General features: G+C 71.0%; 11 protein-coding genes. 6 read left to right on the top strand and 5 right to left on the bottom strand.

The genetic code is table 11. The annotated features are described in order from the left end of the window. Positions 1–4: 4 nt before the first annotated feature. The gene (locus tag ACGFYU_RS10790; protein WP_393826929.1) at positions 5–2,788 is read right to left on the bottom strand and encodes a SpoIIE family protein phosphatase; all 2,784 of its coding nucleotides are present in this window, start codon (positions 2,786–2,788) and stop codon (positions 5–7) included. An 82-nt stretch (positions 2,789–2,870) separates the two neighbouring features. Further along, positions 2,871–4,484 (bottom strand): helix-turn-helix domain-containing protein, encoded by a 1,614-nt coding sequence (locus tag ACGFYU_RS10785; RefSeq protein ID WP_393826928.1) that lies wholly within the window; start codon positions 4,482–4,484, stop codon positions 2,871–2,873. Positions 4,485–4,725: 241 nt separating this feature from the next. On the opposite strand from ACGFYU_RS10785, the gene ACGFYU_RS10780 reads away from it, so the two are divergent. From ACGFYU_RS10780 to ACGFYU_RS10770, 3 genes are read left to right on the top strand one after another with little or no spacing between them, the layout of a single operon-like run. Next, positions 4,726–6,222, top strand: a complete 1,497-nt coding sequence (locus tag ACGFYU_RS10780; RefSeq protein WP_393826927.1) for a sodium:solute symporter — start codon at positions 4,726–4,728, stop codon at positions 6,220–6,222. Between the two features lie 19 nt (positions 6,223–6,241). Next, complete coding sequence (locus tag ACGFYU_RS10775) at positions 6,242–6,991, top strand: class II aldolase/adducin family protein (protein WP_393826926.1); 750 nt, start codon at positions 6,242–6,244, stop codon at positions 6,989–6,991. A 41-nt stretch (positions 6,992–7,032) separates the two neighbouring features. After that, a complete protein-coding gene (locus tag ACGFYU_RS10770) occupies positions 7,033–8,673 on the top strand; it encodes a thiamine pyrophosphate-binding protein (protein WP_393826925.1) in 1,641 nt (546 codons plus the stop codon). An 85-nt stretch (positions 8,674–8,758) separates the two neighbouring features. Here the strand turns inward: ACGFYU_RS10770 and ACGFYU_RS10765 are convergent, their stop codons facing one another. Further along, entirely contained in the window at positions 8,759–9,733 is a 975-nt protein-coding gene (locus ACGFYU_RS10765) for a helix-turn-helix transcriptional regulator (protein ID WP_393826924.1), read from the bottom strand. A 115-nt stretch (positions 9,734–9,848) separates the two neighbouring features. Here ACGFYU_RS10765 and ACGFYU_RS10760 point away from each other — a divergent pair, with 115 nt between their 5' ends. After that, positions 9,849–10,244, top strand: a complete 396-nt coding sequence (locus tag ACGFYU_RS10760; RefSeq protein WP_393827139.1) for a RidA family protein — start codon at positions 9,849–9,851, stop codon at positions 10,242–10,244. A gap of 30 nt (positions 10,245–10,274) precedes the next feature. On the opposite strand, the gene ACGFYU_RS10755 is transcribed toward ACGFYU_RS10760, so the two are convergent. After that, positions 10,275–10,502, bottom strand: coding sequence for a hypothetical protein (locus ACGFYU_RS10755; protein WP_393826923.1), 228 nt, complete (start codon positions 10,500–10,502; stop codon positions 10,275–10,277). 435 nt (positions 10,503–10,937) lie between these two features. After that, on the bottom strand, positions 10,938–13,367 hold the full coding sequence (locus ACGFYU_RS10750; protein WP_393826922.1) for a SpoIIE family protein phosphatase: 2,430 nt from the start codon (positions 13,365–13,367) through the stop codon (positions 10,938–10,940). 129 nt (positions 13,368–13,496) lie between these two features. Between ACGFYU_RS10750 and ACGFYU_RS10745 the strand changes: the two genes are divergently transcribed. Then, positions 13,497–13,907 carry a nuclear transport factor 2 family protein gene (locus ACGFYU_RS10745; protein WP_393826921.1) on the top strand — a complete coding sequence of 137 codons (411 nt, stop codon included), beginning with the start codon at positions 13,497–13,499 and terminating at the stop codon, positions 13,905–13,907. Between the two features lie 219 nt (positions 13,908–14,126). Then, positions 14,127–14,282, top strand: coding sequence for a hypothetical protein (locus ACGFYU_RS10740; RefSeq protein ID WP_393826920.1), 156 nt, complete (start codon positions 14,127–14,129; stop codon positions 14,280–14,282). The last annotated feature ends 20 nt before the right edge of the window (positions 14,283–14,302 follow it).

Here is a 14,302-nt window from a genome sequence, read left to right as displayed (position 1 = left end):
GGAGCTACAACTCGGAGTCATCCCATTGGTCCAGGAAGTCGTCCGTCAACTCGATGCTCGGCTCCTCGTGTTCCGCGTGCGGAGACAACTCGGCCCAGATCACCTTCCCGCGGGGCGGGTAGCGAGTGCCCCAGCGTTCCGCGTAGTGGGCGACGAGGAAAAGGCCGCGTCCGCCTTCGTCCGTGGTGGCCGCGCGGCGCAGGTGAGGAGAGGTGCTGCTGCCGTCGGAGACTTCGCAGACCACGGTGCGGTCGAACAGCAGGCGGACGCCGATGGGTTGGGTGCCGTAGCGGACGGCGTTGGTGATCAGCTCGCTCAAGACGAGTTCTGCGGTGAACGTGATCTCGTCCAGTCCCCAGGATTCCAGTGTGCGGATGCACTGAGAGCGGACGGGGCCGACAGCCGCGGGATCCGAGGGAACCTCCCATTCAGCGATCCTGTCCGGCGCCAGCTTCCGAGTGCGGGCGACCATCAGGACGATGTCGTCGCTGGGGCGTGTCATGAGCATGGTGTTCATGATCGCTGTGCACATCTCTTCCGGTGGGTTCCGCGCGGCCACGGGGAGCACGGAGCGAAGCCGCTCCAGTCCGGCGTCGAAGTCCCGGTGACGGTCTTCGATCAGTCCGTCGGTGTACAGGACCAGTCGCGAGCCCTCGGGCACGACGAACTCCGCGGCCTCCGCGGGCATGTTCCCACCGAGGCCGAGGGGCGGTGAGACAGGGACGTCAGGGAAGGCGACGGTGCCGTCAGGGTTCACCACCGCTGGGATGGGGTGGCCGGCCGAGGCGAGCGTCGTGCGGCCGGTCACCGAGTCATAGATGACGTAGAGGCACGTCGCACCGGTGATTCCGAGGTCGGCGCCTTCGCGCGTCCCGTAGTCGTCGATCCGGGCGACCAGTTCGTCCAGGTGACTCAAGAGCTCGTCGGGGGCCGGGTCGAGGGTCGAGAAGTTGTGGACTGCGGTGCGCAGCCGACCCATGGTCGCCGCCGCGTGCAGTCCGTGCCCCACGACGTCGCCCACGACCAGGGCAACCCGGGCGCCGGGCAGGGGGATGAGGTCGAACCAGTCGCCGCCGACACCGGCTTCGGCGGGAATGTACCGGTAGGCCACCTCGACCGCAGACTGCTCGGGGAAGGCTGCGGGGAGAAGGCTGCGCTGCAGGGTGACCGCCATGGCGTGTTCGCGGGTGTAGCGGCGGGCGTTGTCGATGGCGACGGCCGCCCTGGCTGCCAGTTCTTCGGCGGAGGTCAGGTCCTCCTGCTCGAAGGGTTTGCCGGCCTCCGTACGCCAGAAGTCAGCGAGCCCCAGGACGACGCCCCGCGCCCTCAGTGGCACGGTGATCAGCGAGCGGATGCCGTACTCCACGACCTGCCGGGCCCGCTCGGGATCCTGGGCCTGCCATCCGCGAGCCGTGCTCAGATCCGCTTCGAGGACCGCGCGGCCGCTTGCCATGCTCGCAGCCATCGGAGAGGTGGGCACGAAGTCGATCAGTTCCCCCACCGGGTAGAGCGGCCCGTCAGGTGGCACACCTGTGACGGCCGTCCGGCGCATCTGCATGGTTCCCTTGGAGGGTTCCCCTCCGCTGAGGACGGGCTCCAGGAGTTCGACCGTGATGACGTCGGCGAAACGGGGGACACCGAGCTCGGCCAGTTCCTCGGCCGTGCGCACCACGTCCAGGGTGGTGCCGACCCGTACCCCGGCGTCGTGCACCAACTGGAGGCGCTCCCGGGCGGCCTCCGCCTTGCCGGCGAGCGCACGGAGTTCGGTGGAGTCCCGCAGCGTCACCGCGCTTCCGGCGGGCCCGCCGTACGGGGCCGTCGGCCGGACGTTCACCGCCAGGAGGCGGTCTCCCGCGCGGTGGACCTCATCGGTCACCACGCGATCCGAGACCATCAGGTCGGCTATGTGCGGGTCAAGTCCCAGTTCCGAGACCGGCCGGCCCTCCGCGTGCGCGGGCAGCTCCAGCAGTCGCCGCGCCTCGTCGTTGGCGAGCAGGATCCGGTCGTCACCGCCGGTGATGACGACGCCCTCGCGAACCGCGTGCAGCACCGCGTCGTGATGCTCGTACATCCGGCTCAGCTCCGCCGGATCCAAGCCGTGCGTCTGGCGCCGTAGCCTCCGGCTCACCAGGACCGACCCGGCCGTGACGAGCAGCAGCGCGCCGGCGGCGGCCCCCAGAAGCAGGGGCAGCTGGTCCGTCACGGCTTCATTCACGTTCTCCACCGAGATGCCGACGGCCACCATGCCCACGACCGACCCGTCGGTGCCGATGACCGGTACGGTCGTGTCCACGGCCTGCCCGACAGGGGTCTCGAAGACACTCGTGTACGGCTCGCCCGCGAGACCGTGCTCGAACGTGCCGGTGACGTGCCGACCGATGAGACGGGGGTCGGGGTGCGACCATCGCATGCCCGCGGGGCTGAACGCGACGACGTAGTCGACCCCGGAGGCGGTACGGGCCGCCTCGGCAGCCGGTTGCAGCAGCGCGCTCGGGTTGTCGGCCTTCATGGCACTCAAAGTCCCCGGTGCATGGGCGAACGCCTCGGCACCCGCCACCGAGCGTTGCCGGGCCGCCCGCATGCTGCCGTCCCGAGCCAGGAGGACGAGGGCGCTCACGGCGGCGATGACCAGCAGCACGGCCAGGGTCAGCTGCAGGAGGAAGACCTGGCCCGCGACGCTGTGCACGCTGAAGAGCGAGCGGGAACTCCGGCCCCACGAGTGCCGGGGCGCCTGGTCGGCACTGTCGCCCGTGCTCCGGGTGTGTGAACGCCCATCGGATGGGCTCATACCTCTGTTCTAGCACTCTGCGTAGTCATGGGCGCGGCTGTAGCAGTGAGGTCCCCCTTCCGCCGGCGGAACGCGGGCGGTGTCACGGCAGGTCGCCCCCACTCCCGGTCGGCCGCTCGCCGGGCAGCCAGTGCAGGGCGAACCACAGCTCCATGCGAACGTCGGGGTCCTGGAGGTCGGTGCCCAGCAGCTCGGCCACGCGGCCGATGCGGTGGCGGACGGTGTTGCGGTGGACCTGGAGTGCGGTGGCCGTCTGATCCCAACTGCAGTGCAGGGCGAGCCAGGTGCGCAGCGTTTCCAGTAGGACGGTGGGTCCGGGCGACGTCGCGATGTCGAGCGGGGCGAAGCGGGCGCGGGCCAGCGCGGTCGCGTCGGCGGCCTTGACGATGCCGTGGACACTCTGCTCCTCGGCACGATGGTGCATGACCGGCTCGCGGGTGGCCAGGGCGCGCCGCAGTGCACGTTCGGCCTGAGTGTCGGCTACGGGCAGGTCGACGGTGGGCACGGGTGCGCTGAAGCCGAGGGTCCAGCCCAGCCGGGCGGCGGCGTCGGCATCGGCCTCGATTCCGTGTCCGCCAGGGACGAGGGCGCGCAGCGCGTCGCCGTTCAGGTCGAGGTAGGAGGTGCCCAGGGCGGTGCCGAGGGCCGCGAGCTGTACGGCGTCGCCGTCGGCGGTGGCCGTCGGGCCGGCCTTCGGCCTGGCGCGGTGGCCGTGGACGACGACCCAGCGGCCGGCGGGCGGTGCGTCGGCCGGGAGGAGGGCGGGGGCGACGGCGGCGGGCGATGCTCCGAGCATCAGCCGGACCAGCGCGCCCGCGCCGGCGGCGTCCGTGCCGAGGGCGTGCCGGGGGCTGGTGAGCAGGGAGAGCAGGACGGTGGCGACGCCGGTCACGGAGCGGTGGACGACCGTGGGGGGCGTGGCGGCGGCGATGCCGACGACCAGCGGCCCGGTGCCGCCCTCCCGGCCGGGCAGCGTGTGCACGGTGAGCCGGCTGCCCGCGTGGTGTTCGGCAGCGGCGGTCGGTGGCTGGGTGCGGCCCGTCCCGGTGTGCCGTGACCGCGCCATGGTGCGGGCGGCCAGGTCGAGCAGCTGCTGCCGGACGGCGGGGGCGGGCCGGGTTCCGGCGCTGAACAGCTCCCGGCCGTGCGCGTCGATCAGTACGGTCCAGGCGCCGAGGTGGGCGGAGAGCTGCTGCAGGACGGCGGGCATCGCGTCGGGACGGGCCGCGGCGGAGGCGAGGCCGGACTGCGCCTGGGAGATCTGCCGCAGGTCGCGGGTGCTGGCCGCGGCCATCGCCCCGTAGAGGGAACGCCCGATGGCGACGAACGGGGTGGCGACCGGGACGCGCAGCAGGGGCAGGCCGTGCCGCTCGCAGGCGGTGATCAGGTCCGGCGGCACCTCGTCGTACACCGGTGCCACGCCGAATCCCAGCGCAGCGGCTCCCGCCCCGACCACGCCGCGTACGTAGGCGTCGATGCCCTCGGCCGTCTGCGGGAGGCGCACGCCGGCCGTGAGGAGCAGTTCGCCGCCGATCAGGTAGGGCGCGGGGTCCTCGACCTCGGTCGTGCCGGCGGTGCCGATCAGGCGGTCGTCGACCGGGCCCGCGATCTGCTCCAGACCCAGCTCGGGGTCGGCCAGCAGTGTGGCGAGGGGCAGGGCGGGGGAGCCGGGCGCGGGTTCGTGGGGAGTGGTCATGCCGTCATGCCGTCCGTCCGTTGGATGGTTCCGTTGGATGGTTCATCCATTCTCCACCATCGCATTGGATGAAATCTGCCCTTCCTGGGAGTCCGTAACCGGAATAGCGTCCCTCTTATCCCCGCCTTACCAGCCCTGCCGCCGTCACCCCACCCTCGCGACGGCGGCAGTCGGTTCCCCCTCATCGGAAGCCACTGGGCGGCCCCTCCTCTCGCGGCCGCACCACACTGGAGGACCCCTCATGACGATCGACTACATGGTGATGATCGGATACCTGCTGGGTATCGTCGGAGTCGGATGGTGGGGCAAGAGACGCGCCGCTTCCAAGAGCGACTTCCTCGTCGCCGGCCGCCGTCTCGGCCCCCTGATGTACACCGGCACCATGGCGGCCGTCGTCCTCGGCGGCGCCTCGACCATCGGCGGTGTGCGCCTCGGATACACCTACGGCATCTCGGGCGCCTGGATGGTCTTCGCCATCGGCCTGGGCCTGCTGGCCCTGAGCGTCTTCTTCTCCGCCCGCATCGCCCGGCTCAAGGTCTACACCGTCGCCGAGATGCTCTCGCTGCGCTACGGCGACGCCGCGAGCATCATCTCCGGGCTGGTGATGTGGATCTACACGCTGATGCTGGTCGTCACCTCCACCATCGCCTATGCGACCGTATTCGACGTACTGTTCGACGTACCGCGCTGGGCGGCCGTGGTGATCGGCGGCTCCATCGTCGTCGGCTACTCGGCCATGGGCGGCATGTGGTCCATCACCCTCACCGACATGGTGCAGTTCGTGGTGAAGAGCATCGGCGTACTGGTGCTGCTCCTGCCGATCGCGGTGGTCAAGGCCGGCGGCTTCGCGCAGATGAAGGACGAGCTCCCGGACGACTACTTCTCCTTCACCTCGATCGGCGGGGAGACCATCTTCACCTTCGTGCTGATCTACACGTTCGGCATGCTGATCGGCCAGGACATCTGGCAGCGCATCTTCACCGCCCGCACCGACAAGGTCGCCTCCTACGGCGGAACCGTCGCCGGCGTGTACTGCCTGGTCTACGCCCTGGCCGGCGCGTTCATCGGCATGGCCGCCAAAACCCTCTACCCCACGCTGGAGAGCGCGGACAGCGCCTTCGCGACCGTCGTCAAGAACCTGCTGCCGACCGGTATCAAGGGCCTGGTCCTCGCGGCGGCACTGTCCGCGATGATGTCCACCGCCAGCGGCGCCCTGATCGCGTCGGCGACGGTGGCCAACAACGACATCTGGGCCCGACTGCGCGTCCTCGGCGGACGCCCGGCCCCGGCTCTGGCCGATGACCACGACGAAGTCCGCTCCAACCGCGTGACGATCGTGATCCTTGGTGTCGTATCGATCGTCATCGCCTGCCTGCTCGACGACGTCCTCGCCGCCCTGACCGTCGCGTACAACATGCTCGTCGGCGGCCTCCTGGTCCCCATCCTGGGCGGCCTGCTGTGGCGGCGCGGCAACCTCCAGGGCGCGCTCGCCGCGATGACCGCGGGAGGGCTCACCGTGATCACCCTGATGGCCACCAAGGGCATCCTGGCCAACGAACCCATCTACTACGGCCTCGCCGTCAGCCTGGTCGCCTACCTGGTGGTCAGCCTCGCCACTCGGCCCACGGACGCCGCGATCCTGGAGCAATGGCGCCGCCGCCTGGCCGGTCAGGACACCGCCCACGCCGTACAGCCCAATGCCACTGCAGTCGCCGCGTCCGCGGTTTCCCAGCACTGACGGGACAGACGGAAGACCCATGGACACCACCGAACTCGAGCTGCGCCGAGAACTCGCCGCGGTCTACCGCCTGGTGGCGCACTTCAAGATGACGGACCTGATCTTCACCCACATCTCGGCCCGCCTCCCCGGCCCCGAGCAGCACTTCCTCATCAACCCCTATGGTCTGCTCTTCGAGGAGATCACCGCCTCCAACCTGGTGAAGATCGACCTGTCCGGCAACGCGGTCGAGCCGAGCCCCCACCCCGTGAACCCGGCCGGCTTCGTCATCCACAGTGCGATCCACAGCGCCCGCGAGGACGCCCACTGCGTCCTGCACACGCACACCCGGGCGGGCTGCGCCGTAGCTGCCCAAGAGGGCGGGCTGCTGCCGCTGAACCAGATCTCGATGGAGTTCCACAACCGGCTGGGCTACCACGACTACGAAGGCGTCGCCCTCAACCTGGACGAGCAAAAGCGCCTGGTCGCCGATCTGGGAGAGCATCCCGCGATGATCCTGCGCAACCACGGCCTGCTGACCGTGGGCACGAGCCCGGCCCAGGCCTTCCTGCGCATGCACTACCTGGAGAACGCCTGCCAGATCCAAACCGCGGCCATGGCGGGTGGCGCTCCGCTGCGGATCCCCTCCCCCGAGGTCCGTGAACTGACCGCCCGCCAACTCTCCGGAGACGAGCACGGATCCGACTTCCAGGACGACCAGGCGTACGACCTGGCCTGGGCCGCCCTCCTCCGCCTCGTCGAGCGCATAGCCCCCGACCACGCCAACTGAGAGACGCCGATGACCACCGAAACACCTCGCGAGGGCATCCTGTGAGCCACATCCGCAACGGCGGCGACCTCGTCGTCGAATCCCTCTCCGCGCTCGGCGCCGAATGCGTCTTCGGCCTCCCCGGCCAGCACGCCCTGGGCCTCTTTGACGCATTGCGCCGTTCCTCACTGCGCTACGTGGGCCTACGGGTCGAGAACAACGCGGGCTTCGCCGCCGACGGCTACGCTCGCACCGCCGGTACCGTCGCCCCCTTGTTCCTCTCCACTGGACCAGGCGCTCTCACCTCGCTCGCCGCCCTCCAGGAGGCGGCCGCAGCCTCCGTCCCGGTCCTCGCCGTGTCCAGCCAGATCCCCTCGGCGGGGTTGGGCGGCGGCCGGCACGGCTACCTCCACGAACTCGTCGACCAGCAGGCCAGCTTCCGCGACATCGTCAAAACCGTGCACACCGCGCGCACCGCTTCGCAGATCCCCTCCGCCCTGGCCGCCGCCTGGGAGTCCGCGCTCACGGTGCCGTACGGCCCGGTCTGGGTGGAGATCCCCCAGGACGTACTGCTCGCACCGACCACCGTCCCTCCAGTGATCGGCCTGCGCGCCGACCCCCGCCCCCTGGCTCCCCGGCCCGAGCTGATCGCCGAGGCCGCCCTTCTTCTGGCACAAGCCGAGCGGCCGGTCATCCTGGCGGGCGGCGGAGTGATCCGCTCGGGCGCTACCGACGAACTGCTGCACCTCGCCGAGATGCTGCGCGCCCCGGTCGCCACCACCTTCGGAGCCAAGGGCGCCTTCCCCTGGAAGCATCCCCTCTCGCTCCAGTCCTGGCTGGAGGACCGCCACACCACCGATCTGCTCGAAGACGCCGACGTCCTGCTCGTGGTCGGCTCCGGACTCGGTGAACTCTCCAGCAACTACCACACGTTCGCCCCGCGCGGCCGCCTGATCCAGATCGAGGCCGACCTCGGCAAACTGGAGTCCAACCACCCCGCCTTCGGCATCCACGCCGACGCCAGACGCGCCCTGGCCGGGCTGCTCGACTCCATTCCGGTCATGGAGCCGGACGGCCGCGCCGAGGAGGCGGCAGCCGGTCTCCTCAAGCGGGTCGGTGCACGTCTCGACGAACAGGAGCTGGGACTGGAACGTGACCTGCTGGCCTCGCTCCGACGCGCTCTGCCCGACGACGCCCCGGTCTTCTTCGACATGACGATCCTCGGCTATTGGGCCTGGTCCGCCTTCGACGCTCGCGTACCGAACGTCATGCACTCCGCCCAGGGCGCCGGCGGCCTCGGCTACGGATTTCCTGCGGCGCTCGGGGCGGCGGTCGCCTCCCCGGACCGGCCGGTGCTCGCGGTCTCCGGGGACGGCGGGGCGATGTACTCGATCGCCGAGCTCGCCACCGCCCGCCAACTCGGCCTGAACGTCACGTGGCTGATCGTCGACGACGGCGGATACGGCATCCTCCGCGACTACATGACGGACACCTTCGGCGAGGCTACTGCGACCGAACTGGCCCGCCCGGACTTCGTCCGACTGGCCGAGTCGTTCGGAGTACCGGCCTCCCTGACCACCCCCGCGGGTATGGAACGCGATCTGACCGCCGCCCTTGCCACCCCAGGCCCGAGCGTTCTGGTCCTCCCGGCCCTGCTCCGCATGTTCGCCCCCACTCACACGGCGCAGGCCCCGACTCCCTGAGGACCCGGGCGAACATTCGGCGCCCCGATCCCGGCTCCGGGGCTCCCGGCGACGCGCCTGAAGCCCCGGGGAAGGGTGCGCTGAATCAGGACGGCGCCGCGTAGCGGGCGGCGAGTGCGGTGGCGCGGTGGTGCAGGGAAGTGCGCAGCCACTGTGGGGACAGGGCTTCCGCGTGCGTGCCGAGCTGCCACAGTGCCCATTCGGCGTGTCTCGGGTCTTGGAAGGTCACCTCCAGGCGCAGCCGGCCGTCCGTGTCGGCTTCTTCCGCGTGGACGGCCAGCGCGGCGCCCACCAGGTCCTCCCGCCGCGCCGGGTCCACCCGTACGAGCACAGTTGCCTGATCCCCGCCGGTCCGGAACCGCGTGCTGCGTTCCTGCCAGGCCCGGTCCAGATCGACGCGGTCCGGTCGCTGTGCGGGTTCGTCGAGTTCCTCGGCGGCCAGGATGCGGGACAGCCGGTAGGTGCGGTCCGTGCCGGACCTCGCGGCCAGCAGATAGCCCTGGTCGCGTACGGTGACCAGGCCGATCGGGTCCACCGTGCGCCACTTCGGGGGCTGGTCCACGGCCGCGTAGTGGATGCGCAGCCTGTGTCCGGCCAACACCGCGCGCCGGACCTCGGCCACGATGGTGTCGGGCACCTCCTCGGCGGCCACGCGGCGCGAGAGGAGGTCGGTCTCCGGGTCGATGAGCAATCTCCGCGCCGCGTCGGCCGCGGTGTCCCGAAGGCCGTCGGGCAGCGCGTCGACCACCTTGAGGATGGCCGAAGCGAGCGCCGAGCCGAGCCCGAACACCTGCGCGCCGCGCCGCGATCCGGCGATCAGCAGGGCGAGCGCCTCGTCGTGGTTCAGCCCGGTGAGCTCCGTCTGGAAACCGGGCAGCAACGAGAAACCGCCGTGTCGGCCGCGTTCGGCGTAGACCGGGACGCCGGCCGCGGACAGCGCGTCGATGTCACGCAGCACGGTGCGCGTGGACACCTCCAGCTCGCGGGCCAGCGCGGCCGCGGACAGCCGACCGCGTTGGCGCAGCAGCAGCACCAGTGAGACCAACCGGTGGGCGCGCATGTGAAAACTCTACCGAAATACATGACAGTCGATGTCGTGATTCGTTGGGAGGCTTTCCACACGACGTCGACGAGGCGTCCGTACTGCCGATGGATCGGATGGAGTTCATATGGCTGTGGAACGAACGGCGGTCAACCCGTGGCCGTGGTCGTTGGAGTTGGGGTACAACCAGGGTGAGATCGTCTCCGGGCAGACCCGCACCCTGTACTGCGCCGGGCAGACCGCGATGAGCGGCGACGGCGAGCCCCGGCACGAGGGTGACATGGAGGCGCAGTTGGCACTGAGCCTCGACAACCTGGAGGCCGTTCTCGGCGAGGCCGGCATGTCCCTCGCGAACCTCGTCCGGCTCAACGTCTACACCACCGACGTCGATCTGCTCTTCCGGCACTACGGGGTGCTGGCGTCGCGGTTGGGCGCCGCCGGGGTGGCGCCGACGACCACGATGCTCGGGGTGACACGGCTGGCGATCCCCACCCTGATGGTCGAGGTCGAGGGGACCGCCGTCGCGTGACGCGACCTCACCGCCGGTGCCGACACAGTGTCAGGCACCGGCGGACGCACGCCGGATCGCGTAGAGCGCGCGCGTCACGTCCTCGTCGGTCGTCGACCAGTTGCTCACGGAGATGCGCATGACGCGTCGCCCGCGCCACGTGGAGCCGCTGATCCAGGCCGTGCCGTCGTCGAGCAGCCGGGTGAGTACCCGTTCCGTACGCTCGCCGTCGCCGAACGCGGCGGCGTGCCCGCACAGCCGCTCGACGAGATCGGCCACGCCCGACCGGCCGAGGGACCTGAGCGCCGCCCACACGGTGAAGGCCCTGCCGCGCCGGGAGAGTTCGGAGACCTTGCCGATGGGGTCGCCCTGTTCGTCCTGGATGAGTTAGCCGCCGCGCAGACCCATCGCCGCCCGGACAGCGGAAGCATCGCGCACGACGGCGAGGCCGCAGTCGTAGGGGACGTAGCCCCGGCTCGCAGGCCGTGGCGAGCAGGTCGACGACGTCGACGGGAGGGCTGGGAGCGTCGGGCGGTTCGTCACCGAGCGTGCGCACGATCTCGTCGACCGAAGCGCGGGCGGGAACGCGGCGGTCGTTCAGGCTCGCCGGCCGGCGGACGGCATGGGCGTGTGCCCGTCGGAGCGCTGCCTCGCGCGCGTCCATGTCTCGGACTGTGGGGCAGGGGTGTCCACCCCGCAAGCCGGACGGCGGCGTCAGGCGGGGGGCAGGTTCTGTTCGGACCACACGGTCTTGCCCCCCATGGTGTAGCGGCTGCCCCAGCGGTGCGACAGCTGGGCGACGATGTACAGGCCGCGGCCGCCTTCCTCGGAGCTCCTCGCCCGCCGCATCCTCGGCTGCGTGTTGCTGGAGTCCGAGACCTCGCACGTCAGGGTGTCCGCCCGGATCAGCCGGAGCCGGACCGGGCCACCCGCGTGGCGGATGGCGTTGGTGACCAGCTCGCTGACGATGAGCTCCGTGCTGAAAGCGAGCTCGTCGAGGTCCCAGGCGCTCAGCTGATCCAGGACGAGATGCCGCGCCTCGCCGACGATCGCCGGGTCGGCGTCGAGTTGCCAAGTGGCGATGGAGCCGACGTCCACCACCCGGGTACGGGCCAGCAGGAGGGTGACGTCGTCCCTCAGCCTGCCCGGCGGCAGGCCTTCCACGATGTCGTGCCGGGCCTGACGCAGGGGCCGGTCCAATACGTCCGCGCGCAGCAGGCGGTCCGCCAGGTCGCGCATGCCCTGGTCGACGTCCCCCTCCCCGCGTTCGATCAGCCCGTCGGTGTACAGGGCGAGGACGCTCCCCGGCGGCAGTTCGCGTTCGACCGGTTCGAAGGGCCAGCCACCGACCCCCAGGGGCGGGCCGGGGCTCAGATCGACGTACTCCACGGTTCCGTCCGGGCCGACCACGGCCGGCGGCGGGTGTCCGGCGCTCGCCATGACGCAATTCCGGGTGACCGGGTCGTAGACGGCGTACAGGCAGGTGGCCCCGACCGGTCCGCCGGGCAGCGGAGGGCCCGCGTCGCCGTCGTCCGAGTGGTCGCCTTCGACCTCGGCGACGACCTGCAGGACCATGTCGTCCACGTGCGCCAGCAGTTCCTCGGGTTCCAGTTCCAGGTCCGCCATCGCGCGTACGGCGCTGCGCAGACGTCCCATCATGGCTGTGGCGTGCAGCCCGTGACCGGCGACGTCCCCGACCACCAGGGCGACACGGGCCGACGACAGCGGGATGACGTCGAACCAGTCGCCGCCGACTCCGCTGTCCGCGTCGGCGGGCAGGTAGAGGCTGGCGGATTCCAGCGCGGGCGTGTCCGAGGTGGCCGGCGGCAGGAGGCTGCGCTGCAGGCCCAGGGCGGTGCGGCGTTCCTTGGTGTACCGCCGCGCGTTGTCCACGGCGACGGCCGCACGGGCGGCGATCTCCTCCAGGAGCGCCAGGTCGTCCTCCTCCAGCGGGGCGCTGTCCCCCCTCCGCCAGAGCGTGAGCCCGCCGAAAACGATGCCCCGCGCGCACAGCGGCGCCGTCATCGCCGAGTGCGCACCCGGGACGGTGGTGGCCCACTCCGGGGCCGCGTTGTCCCCGGGCCCCGCGGGTCGGGTTCCGAGGCCGGTGACCAGCTCGCCCCGGCATTCCCGCGCCCCGGGCCCGGCAGCCGTCAACCGGACCGTACCCGTGCGCAGCGCGTCCGTCTCCGCTCCGGCGACGGCCATCCGGATCAGCGGCAGCGTGAGATGCCCTTCAGCGGGTGGTTCACCGCCGGTCAGAACGGTCTCCGCGAGATCCACCGCGGCGCAATCACCGAACGTGGGCGCCAGGACTTCGACCAGGTCCTCGACCGTGCGCAGGACGGACAGCGAACCGCCCAGCGCTCCGGTCGCGCGGTACAGCAGGTCCAGGCGGCCACGCGCCCGCTCGTGTTCGGTGACGTCGGTGAACACCGCCGCCACACCCATCGGACGGCCGTCGGGCTCCTGCAGCCGGAACGCCTGGATGGTCACGACCCGGCCGCCCCTGGGGTCGTCCAGGGTGCGCGCGATCGTGTTGAAGCCGATCAGGGGGACACCGCTGTGCAGGACCTCCCGCAGCCGGTCGTCGATGATCCGCGCGTCCTCGGCCCACAGGAAGTCGGCCAGGCGGCGGCCGTTCAGGTCGACGGGCACACCGGTGTACGGCAACAGGTGCGTGTTCGTCCGCTGCAGGCGCAGCTCCGCGTCGAAGACGGCCAGGCCCACGCGGCCCTGCAGGAACAGTTCGTGCGTGAAGGCGTGGTCCTGCCGCCATTGGGCGACCAGCTCCAGGGGCGCGCCGAGTACGAGGCAGCGGGCCGCGTCCCCGCGCGCGCCGTCGTTCAGCGGGATGACGCGGAAGCCGATCTCCAGCTCCCGTCCCGATCCGTGCCGCAGCGTGGCCCGCCCCTCCCAGCCCTCCTGCTCCCCCTGCCCGCCCTGGGCCAGAACCGCTTGCCAGCTGCCCGCGTCCGCCAGGAGCTCCCGTGCCGGTCGGCCGCACACGTCCGCGGACCGGCGCTCCAGGAGGGCCTCGGCCGCCGGTGTCCAGGCGACGATCGTCCCGGCAGCGTCCAGCAGTGCCGCGGCCGTGTTCGTGACAGCGAAGGGATAGTCCTGGTTGCTCTCAGTGGCGCGCATGCGTGCCCATCTCGTCCGCCGGTCCCGCTCTCCTCATGCTGGTCGATGTCCGGAACGAGAGCCAGAGGCGCTACGCCATCCGGGATGATGTGGTCTTCCGCGTCCGCGTCCGCGTCCAGGGAGGCCGCCGTGTCCAGAACGCCGCAGGAGATCTTCGAGAGCTACGTCCACGCCGGCTCCATGACCAGGAACGCCGATGCCCTCGCCGAGTGCTTCACCGAGGACGGCGTCTTCGAGGCACCGCTCCTGCCGGCCGGCGCCGCCTTCCCCAGGCGGTTGGTCGGCCGCGAGGAGATCCGTACCGCGATGGCGGCGTACTACGAGCGGCAGGTGGAGGACGACCGCGGCGCGCCGAACTTCGAGAAGTCCGGATACGTATTGCACACCACCGCCGGCCCCGACGTGTTCATCGCCGAGATCGACACGGTCTTCGACGGGGGCGGAGAGGACGTGACCGTCTCGCTCGTACAGATCTTCCGCATCCGCGACGGGAAGATCGCCCGACTGCGCGACTACTTCGCGCCGGATCTGATGAGTTGACATGCAGGAGCCAGGCGGCAAGGCCCCGGGACGCAGGAGTACGAGCGCACGGTCGAGGAGAAGTGCGGCGCGCCGGTCGCCGAGCGCGAACCGCGCGCCCGCGGGCAGCGGCAGGACCCGGCTCGACAGGAAGCGGAGCGGTACCGCACGGCGTGGAGCGAGATCCAGGCCCGCTTCGTCGGCGACCCGCGGCAGGCGGTCACGTCGGCGGACGCCCTGGTGGCCGAGGTCATGCAGAACCTCGCCGGGACCTTCGCGGCGCACAAGCAGGAAGTGGAAGGCCGGTGGCAGAGCGGCGAGGACGTGGCGACGGAGGACCTGAGGCCGGCCCTCCGGCACTACCGCACGTTCTTCAACCGCCTGCCGAAGACCTGAGCCGGAAGGCGGTCGGATCG

This window comes from Streptomyces sp. NPDC048337 (assembly GCF_043201175.1).
In the GTDB taxonomy this organism is placed as follows: domain Bacteria; phylum Actinomycetota; class Actinomycetes; order Streptomycetales; family Streptomycetaceae; genus Streptomyces.
Note: the sequence above shows the minus strand (reverse complement) of the source record. Positions and strands in the feature narration are given on the sequence as shown.